Genomic DNA, 26,043 nt, shown 5'->3' on the forward strand with positions numbered 1-26,043 from the left:
GTCTAGAGCCGGAGGCCGGCACGGCCACGCTGCGCTTGGGGTCGGGCTGCAGATGGTGGGGGCTCGAGCAGGCGCTGAGCGCGAGCAGCGCGGTCACACCAGCGGCGCCCAACAGAAGGCGACGAAGCATAGGGGGAACTCCTTGTCGTATTATCGGTAGAAATCGCACCGTAGTGCGCACTCGTCGGGCGAGGCTTTGCCTGGACGGGCGATAGTACGTCTATCAGAGGGGGGCGTGCAGCAAAAGTTCCTGGGCTGATCGAAGCGGACAAGGCCCGCCAGGTGGGCGTCTGCGCCGCACTCGCGGTGCTTGGACAGGGCGCCACCCTTGGCGGCGCTTGGACAGTGGCGCCACCCTTGGCGGTGCTTGGACAGTGGCGCCACCCTTGGCGGCGCTCAGACAGTGGCGCCGGACTCGCGACGCGTGGCGCTATCCTTGGCGGCGTGGTCACCAGGCCTGTCCGGTTGCTGGCTATCGGGCCGACTGTCTGGATAGTGGTGCCAGTGCTGGGGCAGGGCGTAGACCCGGGAGCCACGGCCAAGTGCCAGGCGTTCGGCGTCGCCATGGCTCAGGGTCGCCATCCAGGGCTCGTCCATCCAGTCGGCGTTCAGCTCGATGCGCACTTCGGCGCCCACCGGGACCACCGCGGTGACCACCGCGGGCAGGTGAGCGTCGGCACTGGGGGCGGCGGCCACCTGTACCTCGTGGGGGCGCAGCAGGATTTCCTGAGGGCCGTCGTCCAGGTCCAGTGTCAGGCGCGCCTCACCGCAGGTCAGCACGCCGCCGCGAACCTCGCCTTCCAGATGATTGACGTCGCCGAGGAATTCGAACACGAAGCGATTGCGCGGTTGACGGTACAGCGTCTCCGGGGTGTCGATCTGCTCGATACGGCCGTTGCTCATCACCACCACACGGTCAGACAGCTCCAGCGCTTCCTCCTGGTCGTGGGTCACGAACACGCTGGTGAAGCCCAGCTCGTCGTGCAGGTGCCTGAGCCAGCGACGCAGCTCCTGGCGGACCTTGGCATCGAGCGCCCCGAAGGGTTCATCGAGCAGCAGCACCTCTGGCTTGAGGGCCAGGGCGCGTGCCAGCGAGACACGCTGCTGCTGCCCGCCGGAGAGCTGCGCCGGGAAGCGTTCGGCCAGGTGAGACAGCTGCACCATCTCCAGTAGCTGCATGACCCGGGAGCGGATCTCACCGCTGGACGGACGCTCGCGGCGGGGCAGCACAGTCAGGCCGAAGGCGACATTGTCGAACACGCTCATATGGCGGAACAGCGCGTAGTGCTGGAACACGAAGCCGATACGCCGGTCACGTACGTGGACATGGGTCACGTCGCGTTCGCCGAACAGAATGCGGCAGTCGGGGTGGTCGTCCGGTGTCTCGAGCCCGGCGATGATCCGCAACAGGGTGGTCTTGCCGGAACCGGACGGGCCCAGCAGGCCGATCAGCTCGCCGCTGTTGATGTCCAGGTCGATGGGAGACAGCGCCTGGGAGCGTCCGAAGTGCTTCTGGATATGGTCGAGACGAATGCTCATGTCAGGGCCTCCCGGCGCGTCGCGCGCCATTCGAGCGTGGCCTTGGCGGCCAGGGTAAGCAGGGCGATCAGCGCCAGCAGGGCGGCGCTGGCGAAGGCGCCGACGGTGTTGTAGTCCTGATACAGAAGCTCCACGTGCAGCGGCAGGGTGTTGGTCTCGCCGCGGATGGCCCCGGAGACCACCGAGACCGCGCCGAATTCACCCACCGCCCGGGCGTTGGTCAGGATCACGCCGTAGAGCAGGGCCCAGCGGATATTGGGCAGGGTCACCCGGCGAAACAGCGTAAAGCCGCGTGCGCCGAGGGTTACCGCCGCTTCTTCCTCGCGGGAGCCCTGGGCCTGCATCAGCGGGATCAGCTCCCTGGCGACGAAGGGGCAGGTGACGAAGATGGTCACCATCAGGATGCCGGGCCAGGCGAACATCAACTGGATGTCGTGGGCATCCAGCCAGCCGCCGATCCAGCCGTTGCGGCCGTAGAGCAGCAGGTAGACCAGGCCCGCCACCACCGGCGAGATGGCGAAGGGGATGTCGATCAGTGTCTGCAGAAGGCGCCGTCCGGGGAAGGCGAAGCGGGTCACCAGCCAGGCCAGCATGACTCCGAAGACCAGGTTGACCGGGATCGTCAGCAGGGTGATGAACAGGGTCAGGCCGATCGCCGCCAGGGTGAAGTGATCCGTGACATTGGCGATGAAGGGCCCGACACCCTCGGCCAGGGCCTGTGTGAAGATGGCCAGCAGCGGTAGCAGCAGAAACAGTGCCGAGAGCGTTACCGCCAGCGCGATCAGGCTGCGCCTGAGCCAGGGGGCGTCACCGATTCGTTGCATCAGCCGCGTCCTCCGTGCAGTCGGCGGATAAAGCGTCCCTGCCACAGGTTGATCGCCAGCAGCAGCGCCAGCGAGGTCGCCAGCACCACCGACGCGATGGCCGAGGCCCCCACGTAGTCGTACTCCTGCAGCTTGACGAAGATCATCAGCGAGGTGATCTCGGTCTCGTAGGGCATGTTGCCGGCGATGAAGATCACCGCACCGAATTCGCCCAGGGAGCGCACGAAGGCGAGCCCGGTGCCGGTGACCAGGGCCGGCCACAGGTGGGGCAGGATGACCCGACGAAAGGCCACGCCGTCGCGGGCGCCCAGACTCATGGCGGCTTCGTCGATTTCCGCGGGCAGGTCCTCGAGCACCGGCTGCACCGTGCGCACGACGAAGGGGATGCTGGTGAAGGCCATGGCCAGGGCGATGCCGACCCAGGTGTAGGACACCTGCCAGCCCAACGGTTCCAGCAGCTGTCCCATCCAGCCCTTGGACGAGTAGAGCGTTGCCAGGGTGATGCCGGCGACCGCCGTGGGCAGCGCGAAGGGCAGGTCCATCAGGGCGTCGAGCAGGCGCTTGCCAGGGAAGTCGTAGCGCACCAGCACCCAGGCCATCAACAGCCCGAACACGGCGTTGACCAGCGCCGCCACCATGGCGCCACCGATGGTGGTGACGTAGCTTGCCACCACGCGGGGTTCACTGATGATGAACCAGTACTCGGACAGCGACAGCCCCTTGAGCTGGCCGACCAGGCCGGTCAGCGGCAGCAGCAGTACCAGCGAGACGAAGGTGAGGCTGATGCCCAGAGACAGGCCGAAGCCCGGCAGCACGCGGCGCCGGGCGGATCGGGCAAAGGGCAGGGAGATGGCCTTGTGCATGGGATAGGTCGCTTGCCTTGACGATCAGCGACGCTGCAGCTGGTCCAGCTCGCCGCCGCTCTTGAAGTGGGTGTCCATGGCGCTGTCCCAGCCACCGAACACGTCCTGAACCTCGAACAGCTCGGTCTCGGGGAAGCTATCGGCGAACTCTTCCTTCACCGCTTCGTTGTGGACGCGGTAGTTGAAGCCTGCCAGCTGGCGCTGGGCCTCCTCGGTGTAGAGGTAGTCGAGGTAGGCACGGGCGAGCTCGAGGTTGCCGTTGCGCTCGGCGTTCTCCTCGACCACCGCCACCGGGAACTCGGCGAGGATGCTGACCGGCGGCACGATGACGTCGTATTCGTCGCTGCCGTACTCGTCACGGATATTGTTGACCTCGGACTCGAAGCTGATCAGCACGTCGCCGATGCCACGTTCGATGAAGCTGGTGGTGGCGCCGCGACCGCCGGTGTCGAAGACCTTCACATTGCCGAGGAAGTCGCTCATGAACTCGCGCACCTGGTCCTCGTCGCCATCGAAGTTGCGCTCGGCGGCACCCCAGGCGGCCAGGTAGGTATAGCGGCCGTTACCGGACGTCTTGGGGTTGGGGAACACCAGTTCGACGCCCTCGGCGGCCAGGTCTTCCCAGCTCTCGATGCCCTGGGGGTTGCCCTTGCGCACCAGGAAGGCGGTGGTGGAGTAGTAGGGCGAGGCATTGTTGGGCAACTGGCTCTGCCAGTCTTCCGCGACCAGGCCGGCATCGGCCAGTACCTGGACGTCTGTGACCTGGTTGTAGGTCACCACGTCGGCCTTCAGGCCCTGCAGGATGGCGCGGGCCTGGGCGGAAGAGCCGCCGTGGGACTGCTTGATGGTCAGCTCACCGTCATTCTCTGCCTGCCAGTGCTGCTGAAACGCCGGGTTGATGGCGGCGAACAGCTCGCGGGCGATGTCATAGGACGAGTTGAGCAGCTCCTTGTCCTCGGCCATTACCGGCGAGGCCATGGCACCGCCGAGGCCGGCGGCCAGGGACAGGGACAGGGCGGTACGGCGAAGGATCGGGGGCAGCTTCATGTCGGGGTTCCTTGACGTCGGGGGTGGGCCGGGGAAATCGGCGGATCGCAACGAAGGCTAAGGCTAATTTTAAGGAATTACAATCCTGTTTGTTAAAACTGTTTGGAATATAAGATGTCGCAACGCGCATACTATAGACGACTGCAACCGGACGAATCGGCAGAAGACGTGGAGGAAGATCGCTGATGCGGGCGGGACCAACTGCTAGAATGCCGCTTTTCGTCGAGCCCTTGTGGCCTCCACCATGACTCTCTCCTCGGATGACTCCATGAACGACTTCCTGATCGCGCCTTCGATCCTGTCCGCTGACTTCGCCCGCCTGGGAGAAGAGGTCGACAACGTGCTGGCATCGGGTGCCGATATCGTCCACTTCGACGTGATGGACAATCACTACGTGCCTAACCTGACCATCGGGCCGATGGTCTGTGAGGCGCTGCGCAAGCATGGCGTCACCGCGCCCATCGACGCCCACCTGATGGTCAAGCCGGTGGATCGACTGATCGGTGACTTCATCGATGCCGGTGCCAGCTACATCACCTTCCACCCCGAGGCCTCCGAACATATCGATCGCTCGCTGCAGCTGATTCGTGACGGCGGCTGCAAGGCCGGGCTGGTGTTCAACCCGGCGACGCCACTGTCCTACCTGGACTACGTGATGGACAAGGTCGACATGGTGCTGCTGATGAGCGTCAATCCGGGCTTCGGCGGTCAGTCGTTCATCCCGGCGACGCTCGACAAGCTGCGCCAGGCGCGTGCGCGCATCGACGCCAGCGGACGGGACATTCGTCTGCAGGTGGATGGTGGCGTGAAGGTAGACAATATCGCCGAGATCGCGCGCGCCGGGGCGGACACCTTCGTCGCGGGCTCCGCGGTGTTCGGCGCGCGTCGCGACGAGGACCCCCACGGCTACGACAGCATCATCGCCGACTTTCGCTCGCGCCTGGCCTCTACGCGGTGATTGGCGATTCGGACTATGCTGGCTCAGGCAAGCCGGGCTTAGTCGAGCCTGTCTCAGATGAGCCTGTCTCAGATGAGCCTGTCTCAGATGAGCCTGTCTCAGATGAGCCTGTCTCAGATGAGCCTGTCTCAGGCGAGCCAGTACCCGAGCTGCCGGCGGCGGCAACGACGACGTGGTACCTGTATATCGTCGAGACGGCGGCCGGGGCGCTTTATACCGGCATTACCACCGATGTCGCCAGACGTGTCGAGCAACACCGCAGCGGCAAGGGCGCCAAGGCGCTGCGTGGCAAGGGCCCGCTGACGCTTCGCCATCAGGAGCCGGTCGGCACGCGAGGTGACGCCAGCCGGCTGGAAATCGCCGTCAAGCGCATGTCGGTGCGTCGCAAGCGCCAGTGGCTGGCAGCGCGCATCAGCACTGACGAAGCGAGGGCGGTGGTCGAGCAGGATCGTACTTCGATAACGAAAACGACATACAAGGAGAGGTAGATGGAGTTCCTGCAAAAGCTGGACGTGGAGGCCCTGATCGAGTTTGCCTCGACCACCGGGCTGCAGTTTCTGATCAATCTGGTCGCCGCGGCGGCGATCTTCATCATCGGTCGCTGGGTGGCCAAGGCGGTACACCGGGTGGTGGTCAAGGGCATGCAGCGTGCCGACGTCGAACCCCTGCTGGTCAAGTTCCTCGGCAACATCCTGTATGCCTTGCTGCTGACCTTCGTGATCCTGGCCGCCATCAGCCGGATCGGTATCCAGACCGCCTCGTTGATCGCGGTGATCGGTGCCGCCGGTCTGGCGGTGGGTCTGGCCCTGCAGGGGTCGCTTGCCAACTTCGCCGCCGGGGTCATGGTCATCATCTTCCGCCCCTACCGGATCGGCGACTACGTGGAGGCAGGTGGGGTCAGCGGCACCGTCGAGGATGTGCAGATCATCAGCACCGAGCTGAGCACGCCGGACAATCGCAAGATCATCGTGCCCAACGGCCAGATGATGAGCGGTGCCGTGGTCAACTATTCTGCCCACGCCACTCGTCGGGTCGATCTGACGGTGGGGGTCGGCTATGACGACGACATCGATACCGTGCGTCGGGTGCTGGAGAGCGTGGTCGCCGACGACCCTCGCGTGCTCAGCGAACCGGCGCCGAATATCCGCATGAATGCCATGGGCGACTCCTCCATCACATGGATCGTGCGGCCCTGGGTGCAGGCATCCGACTACTGGGACGTCTACTGGGAGATGACCGAGGAGATCAAGCGTCGCTTCGATCGCGAAGGTATCAGCATTCCCTTTCCCCAGCGCGACGTGCATCTCTATCACCACGCCAAGGACGAGCCCCAGGCCAACGCCTGAGCAGGATGTGGTGCTGTCGATGACGACAAACGAGAGAAGCTGCCCTGGGGCAGCTTCTCTTGCTGTGAACGTGCGTGCGATGTCTGCCAGGGGAGTGCGGGCAGGGACTAGGCTCTGTCCGAAAAGTCGACGAGTGCAGGCACTTTTCAGACGAGCCCTAGTGCAGCTTTAGCCTGGGCTTGAGGAAGCGGTTAAGCCCATCGACCACCACCATCATCGCGGTCTTGACCGTGCCGTGGATGGCGCGCTGGTGCATGCGGTAGAGCGAGGCGTAGAAGAAGCGCGCCAGGTTACCCTCGATGAACAGGCTACGGGCCGAGGCGGCGCGCATCAGGCTGCCGATGGCGTCGAAGTGGGCCAGCGAAATCAGCGAGCCTCGGTCGCGGAAGACAAATTCCTTGAGCGGCTTGCCGTCGACCACGGCACACAGGTTACGGTAGAGCACGCCGGCCTGCTGGTGGGCGGCCTGGGCCCTGGGCGGCACCACCGTGCCGTCTTCCTGGGGGCAGCTGGCGCAGTCGCCGAAGGCGAAGATGTGCGGGTCATCGATGCTCTGCATGGTGGCGGCCACCTTGACCCTGTTGTTGCGCTCCACCTCCAGCCCCAGTTCTGCCAGGAAGGCCGGAGCCTTGATGCCGGCGGCCCACACCCCCAGGTCGATTTCGATGGCGTCATCGTCGGTGGTGTGGATGGCGCGCTCGTCGACCATGGTCACCCGGGTGTCCACATGGACCTTGACCCCCAGGTTCTCGAGTTCCTTGTGCACCGCGCCGCTGATGCGGTCCGGCAGCGCCGGCAGCACCTTGGGCGCGGCCTCGATCAGGTGGACCCGCAGGTGCTCGCGGCCCAGCGCGGTAAAGCCGTAGCTCTTGAGCATGCGCGAGGCGTCGTGCAACTCGGCGGCCAGTTCGACGCCGGTGGCCCCGGCCCCGATGATGCCCACGGTAATGCAGGGATCCTGATCCTCGAGCCGGGTGCTGTAGCGCATGAAGGTATTGAGCAGTGCCTGTCGAAAGCCTTCGGCCTGGGCAGGACTGTCGAGGAAGTGGCAGTGGTCCGCCACGCCTTTCGTGCCGAAGTCGTTGCTGACGCTGCCGACCGCCAGTACCAGGTGATCGTAGTCGAGACGCCGCGCCGGCAGGATCTCGTTGCCCTCGTCATCGACGATGGGGGCCAGGGTCAGTTGGCGGGACTCACGATCCAGATCGCACAGGGTGCCGCGCTGGAAGCGGTAGCCATTGGCCGCCGAGTGGGCCTGATAGGAAATCTCGTCGAGGCCCGAGTCGAGGACGCCGGTGGCGACCTCATGCAACAGCGGTTTCCAGATGTGGGTCGAATTGCGATCGACCAGCACGATGTCGGCCTTGTCCTTCTTGCCGAGCCGTCGTCCCAGGCGCGTGACCAGCTCAAGGCCGCCGGCGCCGCCGCCGACAACCACGATGGTGGGTTTGCTCATGATGAGCTCCAGAAAAAAGGTGGAGCGCCATCATAGACAGATAAGTGCTTGGCTGACCACGGCGCTTGCGCCAGAATGTGCGCCGCGCATAGATATTCCAATTTCGGCATAGTCGAGGAGACGGCCTATGGGTGACGCCCTGGAGGGGGTGCTGTTGGTGGCCTTCGATCTGGATGGCACCCTGATCGATTCGGTCCCGGACCTGGCAGCGGCGGTGGATTCCGCCTTGATCGACGTCGAACTGGCGCCGGCAGGCGAAGCCAGGGTGCGCGACTGGGTCGGCAATGGTGCCTGGGTGCTGCTGGAACGTGCCCTGACCGATGCACTGGGCGAGGCCCCCAGCGAGGTGCTGTTGAAGACCGCCCACGAGCGCTTCCTCGAGCACTACCATCGCCGTCCCTGCGACAGGACGAGGCTCTATCCGGGGGTGACGGAGACCTTGAAGCGGCTGTTCGGGCGGGGTCTGATCCTGTGTCTGGTCACCAACAAGCCCGAGGCCTTCATCCACCCGATCCTCGAGCATCTGGGTATCGATGGCTTCTTTTCCGCCTGCCTCGGTGGCGACACCCTGCCTCGTCGCAAGCCTGACCCCATGCCGCTGCGACACCTGTCCCAGCAGTTCGACGTCTGTCCCTCGTACTGTCTTATGGTGGGCGACTCCCGTCACGATGTCGCGGCGGGCAAGGCCGCCGGTTTCCGTACCGTGGCGGTGCCTTACGGCTACAATCACGGTGAACCGATCAGCCTGAGCGAGCCGGATCTGGTGGTTGAATCGCTGGAACAACTCGTTTAGGGTTTTTTGGCATGACACTATCGTTAGCGTCATGCCGATAAATCCTCGCTATTGCAGGCCTTGCCAGGCGCCCGTCACAGGGAATCCCGTCGTGTGGAATCCGCGAGCGCGGCGCACGGGTCTCGCGGTAGCGGTCTGTCACTCGTTGGCTTCATTCATTCGTTTCGCTGGTGGACTGCCCATGGCCCAGCCTTGCTTCTCCTCGATGTCCTGTCCGCATCTGTCTGCGTCGCTGCCTACGACGTCCTGCGGTTGGCGATGGTGACCGTTTCTCCGTTCTTGTCGTTGTCACTTTCGTCTCTTGAATTGAGGATCTGGGCATGATGACCCCCGAGCGTTTCGATGAGCTGGCCCAGGCCGGCTACAACCGTATTCCCATCACCCGCGAGATGATGGCCGACCTGGACACGCCGCTGTCCACCTATCTGAAACTGGCCGATCAACCCTGGACCTTTCTGCTCGAGTCGGTGACCGGCGGCGAGAAGTGGGGGCGTTACTCGATCATCGGTCTGCCCTGTCGCGAACGCATCGAGGTGCGGGGCTATCAGGTTCAGCATATTGTCGATGGTGACGTGACCGGCGCCACCGAAGTGGAAGATCCGCTGGCCTGGATCGAGGAGTTCCAGCGTCGCTTCAAGGTGCCGGTGCTCGACAACCAGCCGATCTTCGACGGCGGACTGGTGGGCTACTTCGGCTACGACACCATCCGCTATATCGAGCCGCGCCTGGCCGGTGTGGAGAAGGACGACCCCATCGGGGTGCCGGACATCCTGTTGATGGTGTGCGATGAGCTGGTGGTGTTCGACAACCTTTATGGGCGTCTGACCCTGTGGACCCACGCCGATCCTTCCACGCCCTCGGCCTTCAGCGCCGCCCAGGCCCGGCTGAGCGCCCTGGAAGACGCCCTGCGCAGCCCGCTGTCGGTGGCCTCGCGAGTGCCCGGTGACGCGCGCCCGGCGGTGGAGGAGGGACACTTCACCTCCGGCTTCACCGAAGAGGGCTTCAAGTCGGCGGTGGAAAGGATCAAGGAGTACGTGCTGGCGGGCGACGTGATGCAGTGCGTGCCGTCCCAGCGCATGTCGATCGAGTTCCAGGCCGAGCCGCTGGACCTGTATCGGGCTCTTCGCAGCCTCAATCCGTCGCCCTACATGTTCTTCTTCAACCTTGACGACCACCATGTGGTGGGTGCCTCGCCGGAGATCCTGACCCGCCTGGAGGATGGCATGGTGACGGTGCGTCCGATCGCCGGCACCCGGGTGCGCGGCAAGACCGAGGCCGAGGACAAGGCGCTGGAGGAGGACCTGCTGGCCGACCCCAAGGAGGTCGCCGAGCACCTGATGCTGATCGACCTGGGCCGCAACGACGTCGGCCGCATCTCCGAGACCGGCAGCGTCGAGGTGACCGATCAGATGGCCATCGAGCGCTACTCCCACGTCATGCACATCGTCTCCAACGTCACCGGCAAGCTGAAGCCGGGCTACAGCGCCATGGACGTGCTGCGCGCCACCTTCCCGGCGGGCACCCTGTCCGGAGCGCCCAAGATCCGCGCGATGGAGATCATCGACGAGGTCGAACCGGTCAAGCGCGGCGTCTACTCCGGGGCCGTCGGCTACCTGTCCTGGCATGGCAACATGGACACCGCCATCGCCATCCGCACCGCGGTGATCAAGGACGGTCAGCTGCACGTCCAGTGTGGCGCCGGCGTGGTGGCGGACTCGGTGCCCCAGTCCGAGTGGGACGAGACCCTGAACAAGGGGCGTGCGCTGTTTCGTGCCGTGGCCATGGCCGAGCAGGGACTGCGCTGAGTTCGGCCTGACATCCGCTTGACAGCCATGACCACGACACACACTATAAGCCCATGATGAATATGACCTCCGCACCGTCCCGTGATCGCCAGCAGTGGTGGCGCCCCTTCGACTGAAGCGGGCGGAGGAACCCTGAGCGCCGGGGTGTCGCGGACCACGGTCTGGACAACGACGGTCAGGACAGCGAAAGTGCCGCCCGCGAGGCGGCATTTTTGTGTGTCGGTCGTCTCGCTGGGTGAAGCCCAATATTGAATCCTGGAGCCACCATGATCTTGATGCTCGATAACTACGACAGCTTCACCTACAACATCGTCCAGTACCTAGGCGAACTGGGCGCCGAGGTGGTGACCCGACGCAACGACACCATCAGCCTCGACGAGATCGAGGCCATGGCGCCCAGCCACATCGTGGTGTCGCCGGGCCCCTGTACGCCCAACGAGGCCGGCATCTCGCTGGAGCTGATTCGCCACTTCGCCGGCAAGCTGCCGCTGCTCGGTGTGTGCCTCGGCCACCAGGCCATCGGCCAGGTGTTCGGCGGCAAGGTGGTCCGTGCGCCCCAGGTCATGCACGGCAAGACCTCCGACATTCGCCATGCCGGACAGGGCGTGTTCAAGGGCCTCGATGATCCGCTCTCGGTGACCCGCTACCATTCGCTGGTGGTGGAGCGCGAGAGTCTGCCGGAGTGTCTCGAGATCACCGCCTGGACCGATGACGACGACGTCACCCCCGGCCTGATCATGGGCCTGCGCCACAAGGAGCTGCCCATCGAAGGGGTGCAGTTCCACCCGGAATCGATCCTGTCGCGACAGGGACACGAGATGCTGGCCAATTTCCTCGAGCGCCACTGACTACCATCAGGAGACTTGCATGCAGATGACCAATGCCATCGCGGCGGTGATGCGCCGGGAGAACCTGGGCCGAGAGCAGGCCTATGCGGTGATGCGCACCATCATGACCGGCGAGGCCAGTGACGCCCAGGTCGCCGCCTTTCTGATGGGGATGGCGATGAAGGGCGAGACCGCCGAGGAAATCAGTGGCTGCGCCCAGGTGATGCGCGACCTGATGACGCCGGTAACGCTGTCCTGCGACAACGTCGTGGATATCGTCGGCACCGGTGGGGACGGCGCCAACCTGTTTAACGTATCCACCGCCTCGAGCTTTGTCGCCGCCGCCGCCGGCGCCCATGTGGCCAAGCACGGCAACAGAGGGGTGTCGTCGTCCTCGGGCAGCGCCGATCTGTTCCAGGTGGCCGGCATCGGCCTGGATCTGGACGCCGAACAGGTAGGCCGCTGCATCGAGGAGGTCGGCGTCGGCTTCATGTTCGCGCCCAACCACCACCCGGCCATGCGTCACGCCATCGGTCCGCGCCGCGAGATGGGCGTGCGCACCCTGTTCAATATTCTGGGGCCGTTGACCAACCCTGCCAGTGCGCCCAATCAGCTGCTCGGCGTCTACCACGCCGACCTGCTGGAGTTGATGGTGGAAGTGCTGCGTCAGCTCGGCAGTCGGCATGTGCTGGTGGCCCACGCCGAAGACGGCCTGGACGAAATCTCGCTGGCGGCGCCGACCCGCATCGCCGAACTCAAGGATGGCGAGATCCACCGCTATACCCTGACCCCCGAGGATGTCGGTATCGAGCGTCAGTCGCTCGCTCCGCTCAAGGTCAAGACCGCCGAAGACAGCCTGCGCCTGGTCGAGAAGGCGCTTTCCGGCGAGGGGCCTGCGGCGGATATCGTCGCCCTCAACGCCGGGGCCGCCCTCTACGCCGCCGACGTGGCCGATTCCCTCAAGGAAGGCGTGCTGATGGCCCAGGACGCCCAGGGAACCAGGCTGGCGCTGGAAAAGATGAAGGAACTGGCCCACTTTACCCGGGTGTTCGCTCAGTAGGACCTTTCTGAAAAGAGCCCGACGGGCCGCAAGGAGAATCACAACATGGCCAATGCCACCCCGACGATCCTCGAGCGAATCCTCGAGCGCAAGGACGAGGAGGTCGCCAGCCGACGCCGCCAGGTCAGCGAACAGGCGCTGCTCGCGCGTGCCCGAGAGCAGGATGCACCGCGCGGTTTCGTCATCTCGCTGGCCGAGCGGATCCGCGACGGCGACGCCGCGGTGATCGCCGAGGTCAAGAAGGCGTCACCCTCGAAGGGGCTGATCCGTGAGGACTTTCGCCCGGCCGACATCGCCGCTCAGTACGCCCGGGGTGGGGCGGCCTGCCTCTCGGTGCTGACCGACGCTGACTTCTTCCAGGGCCATGAGGACTACCTGATTGCCGCCCGCGAGGCGTGCAGCCTGCCGGTGATCCGCAAGGACTTCATCGTCCACGGCTACCAGGTCAGCGAGGCGCGGGCCATCGGCGCCGACTGCATCCTGCTGATCGTCGCCGCCCTGGAGGACGCCCAGATGCGCGACCTGCACCAGCAGGCTGGCGAGCTTGGCATGGACGTGCTGGTGGAGGTCCACGACGCCCAGGAACTGGAGCGGGCGCTGGCGCTCGATCTGGATCTGGTCGGGATCAACAACCGCGACCTGCATACCTTCAATACCCGACTCGAGACCACCCTGGAACTGCTGCCGCGGATTCCGCCCGAGGTCACGGTGATCACCGAGTCCGGCATCCACAGCCGAGACGATGTGCTGCGCATGCGCGAGAACGACGTCCACGGCTTCCTGGTGGGCGAGGCCTTCATGCGCGAAGAAGATCCGGGCGAGGCCCTGCGGCGACTGTTCTTCTAAGTCCTGTACTCGCCTGAAGACACCTCGGGCCGGTCATCGACCGGCCCGAGGTGTTTTTATTTCCGACTACTTTGCCGGTCTGGCATGACGAGGCGGATCACATGATCGCCCTTGCGTGGTGTCAGCGGCGCGTCGGCGGTGGCGATGCGCGGCCGCCCTGAAGTGCCGACACAGATCAGCGGCGCCGAGTCGGTGTCGCCGGGGAAAGCCCCCTGACGTCTCGCGCTGGCGACGTCCTTGGCCTGGAGGGGCGCTTGCCGGGTGTCTGTGCTGTGGACGTGACCTGGGCGTCTTTCTCCCCTTTCTCCCCTTTCTCCACTTGCACGCTTGTCGCCGCTCGCGCGCAGCAGCGCCCGTGAGCGGGGTGCTTCGTCGAGCCTTTCGACCTCGAAGCGAGCCCCACGCTCCACCAGGCTCGAGAGCTGGGCAAAGGTCATCTCGCGGCCGAACAGGTAGGGAACATGCTCGATGGCGGTGGCGTGCTGGCGCCGGGCCTGGCGCCCCAGGTTGACCGCCAGGCGGAATACCTGGCCCTGGCCCAGCAGATGCTCGAAGTGCAGCGCGGCCAGATCATTGAGCTCTCGGTAGGGCGACAGCGGCATCAGGTAGCCGATACCGCTCAGCTCCATATGCTGGGCGGCGTGTTCGGACAGCGGGTCACCGTAGTAGGCCGAGAGCCCCTCGGCGCGGGCGGCCTGCACCGCGTCCCAGCTCGAGTCGGTCAGCAGCACGCCGAGCCGGGCCTGGCGCAGACAGTGGGCCATCTGCCGGGCCGCCGGGTTGGCGCCGATGATCAGCACGCCGTGGGCCGAGGGACGGCGCACCTTCAGCCAGTCGCCCAGCGGACGGGCCAGCAGACTCTGGGATACGACTGTGGCGATGATCACCAGAAAGGTCACCGGCACCAGGCGGTCGGCGCCGGGCACACCGATCTCTTCCAGCCGCAGCGCGAACAGCGAGGCCACCGCGGCGGCGACGATGCCGCGGGGCGAGATGAACGCCAGCAGACTCTTCTCGCGCCAGTCCAGGCCGCTGCCCAGGGTGCACAGCCACACCGCCAGCGGACGCACCAGCAGCAACAGCACCGCCAGAAAGGCCCAGGCCGGCCAGCCCAGCAGTGCCAGTTGCTCGACCGTCAGACGTGCCGCCAGCAGGATGAACAGACCCGAGATCAGAAGGATCGACAGGGTCTCCTTGAACTCGATGATCGGTCGGGTGGGCACGCCACGCATATTGGCGAGCCAGGCGCCCATTACCGTCACCGTCAACAGGCCGGACTCGTGAAACAGGGTGTTGGACAGGGTGAACAGACCGAGCATGGTCATCAGGGTGCCGAAGCTGTGCAGCCGTTGCGGCAGCAGGTGCTGGCGCAGTACCTGGCCCCATAGATAGCCGCCGGCGACGCCGAAGCCGAAGCCGATCAACGCGGTCTGGGCGAACAGCATCAGGGTATGCGGCAGTGCCTGGGTGCCGGAGCCCAGGGCGACGAATTCGTAGACCAGCACCGCGCCGATGGCGCCCACCGGGTCGATCAGGATGCCCTCCCAGCGCAGGATCTGGGTCAGGTGCTCGCGGGCCCGCAGGGTCTGCAGCAGCGGCAGGATCACCGTCGGGCCGGTGACCACCAGCAGCGCCCCCAGCAGGCTCGCCATCTCCCAGCTCAGGCCCAGCAGCCAGCGGGCGGCCAGCGCTCCGCACAGAGCGGTGATCAGGGCTCCCCAGGTGACCAGGCGGCGCACCGTGCGGCCATGCCCTCCCAGCTCGCGAAAGTTCAGGGTGAGGCTACCCTCGAACAGGATCACCGCCACTGCCAGCGACACCAGCGGGAACAGCAGCTCGCCGAACAGGGCGTCGGGGTCGAGCAGGCCGGTCACCGGGCCTGCGGCAATGCCGGCGATCAACAGCGTCAGGATGGCGGGGACCTTGAGGCGCCAGGCTAGCCACTGTGAGCCCAGCGCCAGCAGGCCAACGGCCGCCAGGGTGAGTCCGGCATGCTCCATGGTCGGTCGACTCCGAAACGGGAAAAGCCGCGCAGCGTACTGACGCGGCGTCGATCATGCAAACCATCGCCATCATAGGCGTCAACGATGGTCTGACTCAGCTCGCCCGACGAAGTGCGCCGAGCAGCGCCTGTAGCGGATGCGGCAGCTGGCTGTCGGAGAAACGTCGGGCCTGGCTGCGACAGGAGTAGCCTGTGGCCAGCAGGCGACCGCTGTCGCCGTGCTCCTGCACCACCGGTTCCCAGGACTGGGCGTAGATGGTGCGCGAGGTCGTAAGGTTGCGTGCCTCGTGGCCGTAGGTGCCGGACATGCCGCAGCAGCCCGAGGGCAGGGGCGCCAGGCGCAGCCCGAAACGTTCGAACAATTGCTGCCAGGCCTTGGGGCTGCCCGGCGCCTGGGTCTTCTCGGTGCAGTGGGACAGCAGCTGGAAGGGGGCTTCCTCGCTCAGGTCGAGTCCCGAGGGCACCAGCGAGGCGCCCAGACTCAAAAGCCACTCCTGCAGCATCAGCACCTCAGGCACCGCCTGCTCACCCAGTGCCTTCACGTACTCCTGGCGATAGGTCAGGGTCATCGCCGGGTCGATGCCCACCAGCGGCACGCCGCTGGCGGCCAGGGTGGAGAGCTCTCGGGCACGCTTGCGGGCGGTGCGCTCGAAGGCGCCGAGAAAGCCCTGGACGTTGAGCGGCTTGCCGTTGGGCTTGTAGGGCGCGACGAAGACGCGGATATCGAGGCGCGACAGCAGCTCCACCACGTCGGCGACCAGTCTGGCTTCGAAGTGGCTGGTGAAGGCGTCCTGCACCAGGATCACGCTGCGCGCCTTCTGGCGCTCGCTGAGGCGTCCCAGCGTCAGCGGAGTGGCCTCGGCCACGCCCCAGGCCTTGAGCTGCTTCTTGAGCCGGGCGCGTGACAGCCTGGGGCTGTCGACCATGCCGAGGCCGCGGGCCATCAGCCGGTCCACCAGGCGGTTATCGAGTGCCGCGTTGTAGGCCGGGGCCAGTGGCGCCAGCGCCGGCAGCAGGAATTCGAGCCCGCCGATCAGGTAGTCGCGCAGCGGTCGCAGGTAGCGTCCGTGGTAGACCTCGAGGAACTGGGAGCGGAAGGCCGGGACATTGACCTTGATCGGGCACTGGCCGGCGCAGGACTTGCACGCCAGGCAGCCGGCCATGGCGTCGTAGACCTCGTGGGAAAAGTCGTCCTTGCCGCGCAGGCTGTTGAGCGCGCGGCGGGGCAGGTGGGCGAGCCAGCCGAGCGCGGTCTCATCCTTCTTGCGCTGTGACTCCTCGACCACGTCGATGCCGGCCTTCCCCTGCAGGCGCAGCCATTCGCGCATCAGGCTGGCGCGGCCCTTGGGCGAGTGCACACGATCCCGGGTGGCCTTCCACGACGGGCACATGGCGTCGTCGGGATCATAGTTGTAGCAGGCGCCGTTGCCGTTGCAGTAGACGGCGTCGGCGTGGGCCTGCCACACCCGCTCGTCGATCTGACGATCGAAATCGCCGCGCATGGGTACCGCGTCGATGGCCAGCAGGCCGGGGTCGCTGAGGCTGGCGCCGGGCTCGGGCTGGCTGTTGGCCGCTTCGTCGGTCTCCACCAGCGGCGTCGCGATCTTGCCGGGATTGAGCTGGTTGTGCGGGTCGAAGGCACCCTTGAGGCGTCGCAGGCTGGGGTAGAGCTCACCGAAGAAGGCCGGGGCATACTCCGAGCGCACGCCCTTGCCGTGCTCCCCCCACAGCAGGCCGTGGTAGCGCTGGGTCAGCGCCGCCACCTCATCGGAGATTTCGCGGATCATCGCCTGCTGGCGCGGGTCCTTCATGTCCAGTGCCGGGCGCACATGCAACACTCCGGCGTCGACGTGGCCGAACATGCCGTACTCGAGCCCTCGGGCATCGAGCAGGGCGCGGAACTCGGCGATGTAGTCGGCCAGGTGCTCTGGGGGGACCGCGGTATCCTCGACGAAGGGCAGCGGGCGCTTCTCGCCCTTGACGTTGCCGAGCAGGCCCACCGAGCGCTTGCGCATGGCGTAGACCCGACCGATGGCGTCACGGCCGATGGCCTGGGTGAAGCCCAGGCGGGTGACGCTGGTGTCGCTTTCGAGTCCCCGGCAGAAGGCGTCGACCCGGGCCTCGAGGCGCTCGGGGTCGTCGTCGTTGAACTCCACCAGGTTGATGCCTTCGATGGCCGGGCCGTCATCCACCGGGAAGAACTCGGCCACCGAGTCCCACACGAAGTCCTCCATGGCGAGCTTCAACACCTTGTCGTCCACGGTCTCGATGGAGGTGGGGCGAAGCGCCTGCGGCTTTTCTGGTGACGAGCCGCCGGCCATCAGCGCCTTGGCGTCGGCGAGGGCCGCCATGAAGCTCGGGTAGCGCACATTGACCAGGATCGAGTGGCGCGGGATCGGCAGCACGTTGAGCACCGCCTCGTTGGTCAGCGCCAGCGAGCCCTCGGCGCCGCACAGCACGCTGTTGAGGTTGAAGCGGCCGTCGTCGTCGCGAAGGTGGGCCAGGTCATAGCCGGTCAGGCAGCGGTTGAGCGGCGGGAAGATCGCCTCGATGCGCTCGCGCTCCTGCTCGATGATCTTGCGGGCGGCGCGATAGGCGCGGCCCCGGGCCGAGTCCTCGGCGCACAGGGTCTCGAGTTCGTCCTCGTCGACCGCGGCGCTGATCAGGCGCTCGCCGCCGATCAGTACGCTGTCGAGCTCGAGCACATGGTGGCGGGTCTTGCCGTATTCGCAGCTGCCCTGGCCGCTGGCGTCGGTGGCGATCATGCCGCCGATGGTCGCCCGGTTGGAGGTGGACAATTCCGGTGCGAAGAACAGCCCATGGGGCCTCAAGGCGGCGTTGAGCTGGTCCTTGACCACCCCGGCCTGGACCCGCACCCGGCGGTTGTCGACGTCGATCTCGAGGATCTGGTTCATGTGCCGGGACACGTCCACCACCAGGCCGTCGCTCAGCGACTGGCCGTTGGTGCCGGTGCCGCCACCACGTGGTGTCAGGGCCAACTTGCGGAAGGTTTCCCGCCCGGCGAGCCGGCCGAGCAGCTCGAGGTCGCCTGCATGACGCGGAAACACCGCCGCCTGGGGCAGACGCTGGTAAAGCGAGTTGTCGGTGGCCAGCACCGTGCGGCTGGCGTAGTCCGGGGCGATTTCGCCCTCGAAACCTTCCGCCTTCAGGGCCTTGAGAAAGTCGACGTAGTGCTGGTCCAGTGGGGTCGCGGCATCAGCTAGGGGCAGTGGTGCGATCATGGTCTCGGTCGATACAGGCCCCGCGGCGGCGCGGCTGGCGCTATCGACAGGGCAGGAGAATGGGAGGGCGTCCACTTTACCGCGTCTCGGGGGGTAGGTGCATCCCGATCGCGAGAGAAGCCGGCGCTCGCCCCCGGTCGATGGCGCCGCCTCTCGCTTTTGCCTACAATGTGTCGCCTGCGCGGAGGGTGGTCCCAGGGCACACCAGCGGGGCGCTTTTCGGCTGTCCTCACGGTGGGGCCCGAGAGCAGCGTCCGACGCTGGCGATGGTGACGCACGCCCCCAGGTGACGCCTTCCGCATCCGACATGTTCTTTTCACTCAGGCGACGGACCAGACTCCATGCTCGATCCGAAACTGCTGCGCGGCGACCTCGATACGCTCGCCCAACGACTGGCCACCCGCGGTTACTCTCTCGACAGCGAGGCGCTTGGCTCGCTGGAATCCCGCCGTCGCGAGCTGCAGACCGAGACCGAGCGTTTGCAGAACGAGCGCAACACTCGCTCCAAGGCGATCGGCAAGGCCAAGGCCGCCGGCGAGGATATCCAGCCGCTGCTCGACGAGGTCAGTGACCTGGGCGAGCGCCTGGACGCCGCCAAGGTGGCGCTGGCCGAGGTGCAGGGCCAGTGGGAAGACATCGCTGCGGGGATCCCCAACCTGCCCCACGCCAGCGTGCCCGAAGGCGCAAGCGAAGACGACAACGTCGAGGTGTCGCGCTGGGGCAACCCCGGCGAGTACGCCTTCGAGGTCAGGGATCACGTTGATCTGGGAGCCAAGAAGGGCGATCTGGACTTCGAGGTTGCCGCCAAGCTGACCGGCGCCCGCTTCGCCGTGATGCGCGGGCCGATCGCCCGTCTGCACCGCGCCCTGACCCAGTTCATGCTCGACAAGCAGACCCTGGAGCACGGCTACGAAGAGTGCTATGTGCCCTACATGGTCAACCGTGACTCGCTCTACGGCACCGGCCAGTTGCCCAAGTTCGGCGAGGACCTGTTCAAGCTCGATGACGAGCGCGAATTCCACCTGATCCCGACTGCCGAGGTGCCGCTGACCAACCTGCTGCGTGGCGAGATCGTCGACGCTGGCGCCTTGCCGCTGAAGCTGACCGCCCATACTCCCTGCTTTCGCAGCGAGGCAGGTTCCCACGGTCGCGACACCCGCGGCATGATCCGCCAGCACCAGTTCGACAAGGTCGAGATGGTCCAGCTGGTCGATCCGGCCAAGAGCTACGAGGCGCTGGAGGAAATGCGCGGCCACGCCGAGGCGATCCTTCAGGCGCTCGAGCTGCCTTACCGGGTGGTGACCCTGTGCACTGGCGACATGGGCTTCTCCGCCGCCAAGACCTACGATCTCGAGGTCTGGCTGCCGAGCCAGGACACCTACCGTGAGATCTCCTCGGTGTCCAACTGCGAGGACTTCCAGGCACGCCGCCTGCAGGCGCGCTTCCGCGCCAAGGGTGAAAAGAAGCCGCAGCTTCTGCACACCCTCAACGGCTCCGGCCTGGCGGTGGGCCGCTGCCTGATCGCGGTGATGGAAAACCACCAGAACGAGGACGGCTCCATCACCGTTCCCGAGGTGCTGCGTCCCTATATGGGCGGGGTCGAGCGCATCAACGTCTGATCCGCCCTCGAGAGGGGCAGGCGCGCTTGCCCTTGATTCAGCAAAAGCCCCGGTGGTCGAGACCACCGGGGCTTTTGCGTCACGGGCTTTTTACGTCACGGGCTTAGGCGATATGGCACCGGACCCCGGCCGCTTTCCGTTGGGCGGGTGCGACTCGTTGGCCACCGATGCCATGGCCGTCGGGCTGACGTCGCCGTTATCGTCATTGCGGCGCAGCCGGGACCTGCTGGCGATCCTGATCGATATCCGCGGTTGCCTCGGCCAGCCCCCAGCGGACCTGGACACCGGCGTCGATGGTGAGGCTGCCGGGGCTGTAGTCGGCGTTGCCGCCGCTTTCGGCCATGTCGGCGCGCATCGCCATCATGCGTGGCTGAAACACCGGGGCGTTGGTCTCGCTGACATGGATCACCTCACCGAGCTCCACTCCCAGGGCGTCCGCCATCAGTTCGGCCTTGGCCCTGGCGCGCACGAGAGCCTGGGTCAGAGCGCGGTCGCTGGCCGCGTCGCGGTCGGCAAGATCGTAGCTGACGCCGTCCAGTGCATTGACGCCGGCTTCGGTCAGGGCGTCGAGCAGGGTCGGAAGGCTATCGAGATCGCTGATCGCCAGGGTCACCGGACGCTCCAGGCGAGTACGTACCATGGGGATGGGGTTGTCGTTGCCCTGGCGTGTTTGATGCAGCATCTCCTGCTGTACCCGCAGCGATCCGGCGTTGATCGCCTCGCGGGAAAGACCCGCGTCTTCCAGCGCCGAGATCAGCTCGGCGGCACGATCCTCCAGGCGTTGGCGGGCCTCAGCCAGGGCCTGGCCGTGGTCACCACTGTCCTTTTCCTGGGCGATGGCCGGTGTCAGCTCCCACAGTCGGGCGTTCAAGGTCGCCTCGTCCGGAGCGACCTTGAGCTCTGACTGGGCCTGGATATCCAGATAGCGTGGCGTGGGTGACTCGGCGGCCAGGGAGGGCGTGGCGGCCAGAGAAGCCAGCGCCAGGCCGAGCCCCACTGTCGCCAGCCGGTGGAGGTGGCGCAGGCGAAGGCTCGGCATCGCCCGTGACCGGGCGGAGGGAGTGGCGAGTGACATCGGATTCTCCTTGTAACGTGGGGGATGAACGACAGGGCGAACAACAGGGGGCGCGTCGCAGACAAGTCTGACAGGTACCCGCACCGGCCAGGGCCTACTGACTGGGACGGTGTCCTCGGCGAGACGTTCCCGGATCTCAAGCGTCTCCACGATCCTTGCATGGTTGAGCCTGGGCCGGCCAATGTCGCCGGAGTGATACACGGAACATTGGCAATGTTGCGCCATGTGTCATGATTCTTTGTGCTGAAACGATTGGCGGGGCATGATGGCGCCGATAACGCCGTCGAGCCGACGGCTGGTTAACGAGAGGAGCTACCGTCCATGGAAGATGAAGTCGAGGCGCAGGAGCGCAGGCTCCCCTTGAACCTGACGCTGGCCCTGGCTGCACTGGTGGTCATCGTCGCCGGCATGCGCGCGGGGGCAGACCTGCTGGTGCCGGTGCTGCTGTCGCTGTTCATCGCGGTGGTGTGTACCGCCCCGGTGCAGTGGCTGCACGAGCGGGGGCTGGGCTTGAGACTATCGGTATGGGTCACGCTGGTGGTGATCGGCGGCATGCTGATCCTGCTGGCGCTGTTGCTGGCCAATAGTGTCGGTACCTTTGCCGAGGCCTTGCCCGGGATCGAGGAAAAGCTCTACGAATACTACCTGCGCCTGCTCGATGGACTGGCCAGCATGGGGCTTGCCATCGACACTCAGCGGCTGGCCGGGTTTCTCGACACCCAGAAGCTTGGCGAATGGCTTCCGGCACTGCTCAGCCAGCTCGGCAATCTGATGATGCAGAGTGTCGTGGTGGCGCTGCTGGTGATGTTCATGTTGTTCGAGACGCTGAACTTCCGCGACAAGATATCCCGGGCGCTGGCCAACCCCGCCCCGAGCCTCGAGCGCTTCAACGAGTTCAGCCACACCCTCAAGCGTTACCTGGCGGTCAAGACCGTGATCAGCCTGGTCACCGGGGCCCTGGTGTGGGTGGCCTGTCTGCTGGTGGGGGTCGACTTCCCGCTGCTGTGGGCGGTGCTGGCCTTTGCGCTCAACTATATCCCCAACATCGGTTCGGCCATCGCCGCGGTGCCGGCGGTGCTGCTGGTGCTGGTGTCTCCGGACGGGGGCATGGGTGATGCTCTGCTGCTGAGCCTTGCCTATCTGTCGATCAACTTCGTCATGGGCAATCTGGTCGAACCACGGGTCATGGGGCGGGCGCTGGGATTGTCCACCTTCGTCGCCTTCCTGTCGCTGGTGGTGTGGGGCTGGATCTTCGGGGTCACCGGCATGTTGCTGTCGGTGGTGCTGACGATGACGTTGAAGATCGCCCTCGACAGCCACCCCCAGACCCGCTGGATGGCCCACCTGCTGGGACCGGCCAAGGGTGGCCCGGTGGAGGACGCCAGCCGGCCACTGGCCGAGCGTGCTCGCATGAGCAAGCTGAAACGCAAGGTCGAATCGGTCCAGCGCAAGTAAACCGACCGGGCGCATAAGCCAGCGATATGGACCACCTGAACGCAAGCGAGCCAAGGACGGGGTTATGGCGCCTTCTCGGGCGGTGGGAACACCACCTCCATGCCGCGGGCGTCGAGCTGACGGATGTCCTCGGGGCTGCCGTCCTCGGCCAGGGTGACCAGACCGATGCCGGGCCCGTTCCACAGGCGTTCTCCGGCCTTGGCGCGGTCCGGGTCCCTGGGCTCCACCGCCATGGGCCGGCGCTGGGTGAACCAGTTGAGCGGCGATCGTGGCGAGTAAAGCCAGCGATTGAGCCGGTCGAAGGTATCCAGCAGGGTGTCGGGAAAGCAGTTCTTGAGACCGCTGGAGGTGATCTGCCAGATCATCGGGCCCTGGTGTCGGTGACGGATACGCACGTCGTAGACGAACGAGTAGTGCACGTCGCCGGACAGGATGACGTAGTGCCCCGGGGTCCGCGCGTGGCGGAAGATGTTGAGCATCACGCTGGCGGCGCCACGATGGGCCATCCAGTTCTCGGCATCCACCAGCAGCGGCTTGCCCGCCAGGGTGAACAATTTCTGGATGGTCTCGATCAGCTTGACCCCGAACATCGGCGCCGGAGAGACGATGACCGCCGACGGCGCGTCGATCAACTCCTGCTGAAATTCCGATAACGCCTCCCAGTCCATCAGGCCGGAAGGCCGTTCGGGCTTGCGCCCGTTGCGCCAGCGTCGGGTGCGGGTATCCAGCACCACCAGGCGTGGACTGCCCTCGACCTGAAATTCCCAGCCCTCGAAGCGAAAGAGGCGCTCGAGACAGGCATCCTGCTGATCCTTGTCGAGCCAGCCTTGGTTATCGTTGGCGTCGCTCAACAGCGCCTGGGCTTCGTCCAGCGGTGCCTTCAACCGCTCGGGGGCGTTGCCCCAGCCCTGACACAGCAGATAGGCCAGCAAGGCATTGCCGATGATGCGCTTGGAGAAGGGATGGCCGTAAGCCGTGCTTTCCCACTGCGCGGTAAGGTTCCAGTCGTCGGTGACGTCGTGGTCATCGAAGATCATCAGGCTCGGCAACTGGGCCATGACGCGGGCGGCGGCAGGCAGGGTAGCGACGAAGTCGTCGATGATCCGGGCCTGGTCGTCGTAGGTCTCTCGTCGCTCTTCTTCAAGCGCAGGAGGCTGGCACTCGATGAGGCGCCACGGCGTCGGCGACCAGACCAGCAGGTACATGGCCACCATCTCGGCGAAGGTCATCAGGTGATTGGCGGCGCTGGCCGACGTGAACACCGGCTTGCGTACGCCCCCGAAGAAGCGATCCTTGAGGGCAGCCGAGCTCTTGACGTCGGGCAGCAACTCCTCGCGTCGATAGTAGCTGAAGGGGCTTGCGTAGAGCGATTGGCTGTCGTCGATGGTTGAGCCCTCGAGGGTCTCGTCGAACAGCCCCAGGCGCTCGATCAGCGCGTGTATCGCCACCAGCAAGGGGCCGGCGACGTCATCGGCGTAGATCTGGTCGCCGGTCATCAACAGCCAGGCCGGCCACTGTTCAGGACAGTCGAGACGCTGGGCGAGCCAGCTGTCCAGATGGGCCAGGCCGTCCGGGCCATCGTAGTGAGGACGACGGCAGGAGCCATGCAGCAGGCGTCGGTGACTCGACGCCAGCACGAATGCCGGCGTCTCGTGCCCTTCATGGCACAGATGGGGCGCCAGCTCGCCGAGTGAGGTTTCGCGCTCGTCCGTCACCTTGAGGTCGTAGTCGATCCGGGTGTCCTGGGGCAGAGGCTCATCCAGCGGTGCATCGATCAGGTAGAGCAGGGCATGGCGGCCCAGTGGCACCAGCCGGTAATCGTCCTCACCAAGCGGCTGTCGGCGCGGTGACTCGCCGCTGGGTGACAGCTCGAGGGTCAAGCTGAGCGGACGGCTCGCCACCAGCCAGATGCGCAGACGTTCGGGACTCAAGCGTCGCAGGATGGGGCCGGCGAGGATAGCGGGAAGGTCGTCGGGAGACGTTCCGGTGTCGGTCATGGCGGTCCTGTGTTGGTTCGCTGTCGGTAAGCCCCGTTCCGGGGGAGACCTCGCGCATGGCGAATACATCAAGAGTATCAACGGTAAGCGGCAAGGAGGCCAGAGCGTCGGCGTATGCCTTGCCGACTGTCCCGAGGTGGCCGTTGCGCTGACTGGTCTGGTAGCGCTGGTCTTGCCCTGGCTGCGCGAGTGGTCCGGGTCAGCACCTGGCAAATGCTAGCATCAAGGATGAGGAACGCGTCTTCCCGGGAGACTCCCATGGTTCATGAACATCGAACGACCGAAAGCGCCCCAGCGGACGGCTCTGCTCACCAGCACGCTGAGCGAGACCAGCATCGGCACGATCCGCACGGCCATGACGCGCACCGCCATGGCCATGGCATCGGCCATGTGCACACCGACAGCCAGCGTCGGCTGGCCTGGGGCATCCTGCTGACCGCGTCCTTCATGGTGGCCGAGGTGATCGGAGGTGTTGTCTCCGGATCGCTGGCGCTGCTGGCCGACGCAGGCCATATGCTCACCGACAGCGCTGCCCTGATATTGGCCTGGTTTGCCGCCCGCCTCAGCAAGCGACCTGCCGACGACGCCCGCAGTTTTGGCTATGACCGGGTGCAGATCCTCGCCGCCTTCGTCAACGGCTTGACCCTGATCGCCATCGTGGTCTGGATCTCGATCGAAGCGGTCCGCCGCCTGCTGAGTCCGGTCGAGGTGCTGGGGCCTGTCATGCTGACGGTGGCGGTGGCGGGACTGCTGGTCAATATCGTGGTCTTCGTGATTCTTCACGGCGGCGATCGCGACAATCTGAATATTCGCGGTGCTGCGCTGCACGTGCTGGGCGATCTGCTCGGTTCCGTTGCGGCGATCGTTGCCTCGCTGGTGATCATGGCGACCGGATGGACGCCGATCGACCCGCTGCTGTCGGTGCTGGTGGCGCTATTGATCCTCAGGAATGCCTGGACACTGACGCGCCAGAGTGGGCACATCCTGCTGGAAGGCGTTCCGGAATCCCTGGACATCGATGCCATGAAGCGGGCCGTCGTCGAGACGGTACCGGCGGTATGCGACGTTCATCATGTTCACGCCTGGTCGCTGACACCCGGACGGCATCTGGTGTCGATGCACGTCGGCGTGCGCTCGGGAGAAGACCACCAGACAACTCTGGTGGCAGTGCGGGAGGTGCTGACCCAAGGGTTCGATATCGAGCATGTCACGATGCAACTGGAAGATGTGGGGGACTGCGTCGACCATCGCTGAGCAGCACCACTGCGTGGGGTCAGGCAGGCGCAAGG

The 26,043-nt window shown here is 65.7% G+C and carries 20 protein-coding genes and 1 pseudogene; 11 read left to right on the forward strand and 10 right to left on the reverse strand.

Annotated elements, in window-relative coordinates:
* Positions 1-396: 396 nt before the first annotated feature.
* The 4 genes from NH448_RS08045 to cysP are packed head-to-tail and all read right to left on the reverse strand — an operon-like array spanning position 397 to position 4,273.
* The gene (locus NH448_RS08045; RefSeq protein ID WP_083970260.1) at positions 397-1,539 is read right to left on the reverse strand and encodes a TOBE-like domain-containing protein; all 1,143 of its coding nucleotides are present in this window, start codon (positions 1,537-1,539) and stop codon (positions 397-399) included.
* Complete coding sequence (gene cysW / locus NH448_RS08050) at positions 1,536-2,363, reverse strand: sulfate ABC transporter permease subunit CysW (RefSeq protein ID WP_045991783.1); 828 nt, start codon at positions 2,361-2,363, stop codon at positions 1,536-1,538. Before cysW ends, NH448_RS08045 begins: the two co-directional genes overlap by 4 nt.
* Positions 2,363-3,226, reverse strand: coding sequence for a sulfate ABC transporter permease subunit CysT (gene cysT / locus NH448_RS08055; RefSeq protein WP_045991782.1), 864 nt, complete (start codon positions 3,224-3,226; stop codon positions 2,363-2,365). The genes cysW and cysT overlap by 1 nt, the downstream gene beginning before the upstream one ends.
* Positions 3,227-3,250: 24 nt before the next feature.
* Positions 3,251-4,273, reverse strand: coding sequence for a thiosulfate ABC transporter substrate-binding protein CysP (gene cysP, locus NH448_RS08060; RefSeq protein ID WP_045991781.1), 1,023 nt, complete (start codon positions 4,271-4,273; stop codon positions 3,251-3,253).
* A gap of 268 nt (positions 4,274-4,541) precedes the next feature.
* Here cysP and rpe point away from each other — a divergent pair, with 268 nt between their 5' ends.
* Positions 4,542-5,231: a ribulose-phosphate 3-epimerase gene (gene rpe, locus NH448_RS08065; RefSeq protein WP_083970258.1), complete on the forward strand. Its 690-nt coding sequence runs from the start codon at positions 4,542-4,544 to the stop codon at positions 5,229-5,231.
* 75 nt (positions 5,232-5,306) lie between these two features.
* Here rpe and NH448_RS23655 read toward each other — a convergent pair.
* Positions 5,307-5,396 (reverse strand): annotated as a pseudogene (locus NH448_RS23655) (pentapeptide repeat-containing protein); the annotation flags it as partial.
* A 20-nt stretch (positions 5,397-5,416) separates the two neighbouring features.
* On the opposite strand from NH448_RS23655, the gene NH448_RS08070 reads away from it, so the two are divergent.
* Positions 5,417-5,719: a GIY-YIG nuclease family protein gene (locus NH448_RS08070; protein ID WP_045991819.1), complete on the forward strand. Its 303-nt coding sequence runs from the start codon at positions 5,417-5,419 to the stop codon at positions 5,717-5,719.
* Positions 5,720-6,577, forward strand: a complete 858-nt coding sequence (locus tag NH448_RS08075) for a mechanosensitive ion channel domain-containing protein (RefSeq protein ID WP_045991780.1) — start codon at positions 5,720-5,722, stop codon at positions 6,575-6,577.
* Between the two features lie 157 nt (positions 6,578-6,734).
* On the opposite strand, the gene NH448_RS08080 is transcribed toward NH448_RS08075, so the two are convergent.
* Positions 6,735-8,033 (reverse strand): NAD(P)/FAD-dependent oxidoreductase, encoded by a 1,299-nt coding sequence (locus NH448_RS08080; protein WP_045993565.1) that lies wholly within the window; start codon positions 8,031-8,033, stop codon positions 6,735-6,737.
* Between the two features lie 127 nt (positions 8,034-8,160).
* Here NH448_RS08080 and NH448_RS08085 point away from each other — a divergent pair, with 127 nt between their 5' ends.
* The 5 genes from NH448_RS08085 to trpC all read left to right on the forward strand — a co-directional run bounded on the left by NH448_RS08085 (position 8,161) and on the right by trpC (position 13,364).
* On the forward strand, positions 8,161-8,826 hold the full coding sequence (locus NH448_RS08085) for a phosphoglycolate phosphatase (RefSeq protein ID WP_045993566.1): 666 nt from the start codon (positions 8,161-8,163) through the stop codon (positions 8,824-8,826).
* Positions 8,827-9,149: 323 nt separating this feature from the next.
* Positions 9,150-10,631, forward strand: a complete 1,482-nt coding sequence (trpE, locus tag NH448_RS08090; RefSeq protein WP_045993597.1) for an anthranilate synthase component I — start codon at positions 9,150-9,152, stop codon at positions 10,629-10,631.
* Positions 10,632-10,897: 266 nt separating this feature from the next.
* Positions 10,898-11,479, forward strand: a complete 582-nt coding sequence (locus NH448_RS08095; protein WP_045994387.1) for an aminodeoxychorismate/anthranilate synthase component II — start codon at positions 10,898-10,900, stop codon at positions 11,477-11,479.
* A 19-nt stretch (positions 11,480-11,498) separates the two neighbouring features.
* Complete coding sequence (gene trpD, locus NH448_RS08100) at positions 11,499-12,518, forward strand: anthranilate phosphoribosyltransferase (RefSeq protein WP_045994365.1); 1,020 nt, start codon at positions 11,499-11,501, stop codon at positions 12,516-12,518.
* A gap of 45 nt (positions 12,519-12,563) precedes the next feature.
* Positions 12,564-13,364 (forward strand): indole-3-glycerol phosphate synthase TrpC, encoded by an 801-nt coding sequence (gene trpC, locus NH448_RS08105; protein WP_045994366.1) that lies wholly within the window; start codon positions 12,564-12,566, stop codon positions 13,362-13,364.
* A gap of 56 nt (positions 13,365-13,420) precedes the next feature.
* Here the strand turns inward: trpC and NH448_RS08110 are convergent, their stop codons facing one another.
* Together NH448_RS08110 and NH448_RS08115 are read right to left on the reverse strand one after the other, a co-directional pair.
* Positions 13,421-15,364: a sodium:proton antiporter gene (locus NH448_RS08110; RefSeq protein ID WP_045994367.1), complete on the reverse strand. Its 1,944-nt coding sequence runs from the start codon at positions 15,362-15,364 to the stop codon at positions 13,421-13,423.
* A 97-nt stretch (positions 15,365-15,461) separates the two neighbouring features.
* A complete protein-coding gene (locus NH448_RS08115; protein WP_045994368.1) occupies positions 15,462-18,608 on the reverse strand; it encodes an FAD-binding and (Fe-S)-binding domain-containing protein in 3,147 nt (1,048 codons plus the stop codon).
* Positions 18,609-18,949: 341 nt separating this feature from the next.
* On the opposite strand from NH448_RS08115, the gene serS reads away from it, so the two are divergent.
* Positions 18,950-20,227, forward strand: coding sequence for a serine--tRNA ligase (gene serS / locus NH448_RS08120; protein ID WP_045994369.1), 1,278 nt, complete (start codon positions 18,950-18,952; stop codon positions 20,225-20,227).
* A 202-nt stretch (positions 20,228-20,429) separates the two neighbouring features.
* Here serS and NH448_RS08125 read toward each other — a convergent pair whose 3' ends face one another.
* Positions 20,430-21,302 (reverse strand): SIMPL domain-containing protein, encoded by an 873-nt coding sequence (locus tag NH448_RS08125; protein ID WP_239452603.1) that lies wholly within the window; start codon positions 21,300-21,302, stop codon positions 20,430-20,432.
* A 321-nt stretch (positions 21,303-21,623) separates the two neighbouring features.
* Between NH448_RS08125 and NH448_RS08130 the strand changes: the two genes are divergently transcribed.
* On the forward strand, positions 21,624-22,757 hold the full coding sequence (locus NH448_RS08130) for an AI-2E family transporter (protein ID WP_045994370.1): 1,134 nt from the start codon (positions 21,624-21,626) through the stop codon (positions 22,755-22,757).
* 62 nt (positions 22,758-22,819) lie between these two features.
* Here the strand turns inward: NH448_RS08130 and NH448_RS08135 are convergent, their stop codons facing one another.
* On the reverse strand, positions 22,820-24,754 hold the full coding sequence (locus tag NH448_RS08135; RefSeq protein ID WP_045994371.1) for an alkaline phosphatase D family protein: 1,935 nt from the start codon (positions 24,752-24,754) through the stop codon (positions 22,820-22,822).
* Between the two features lie 258 nt (positions 24,755-25,012).
* Here NH448_RS08135 and NH448_RS08140 point away from each other — a divergent pair, with 258 nt between their 5' ends.
* On the forward strand, positions 25,013-26,008 hold the full coding sequence (locus NH448_RS08140; protein WP_083970582.1) for a cation diffusion facilitator family transporter: 996 nt from the start codon (positions 25,013-25,015) through the stop codon (positions 26,006-26,008).
* Positions 26,009-26,043 lie beyond the last annotated feature (35 nt).

The organism is Halomonas sp. OfavH-34-E, from assembly GCF_024124525.1.
Taxonomy (GTDB): Bacteria; Pseudomonadota; Gammaproteobacteria; order Pseudomonadales; family Halomonadaceae; genus Halomonas; species Halomonas litopenaei.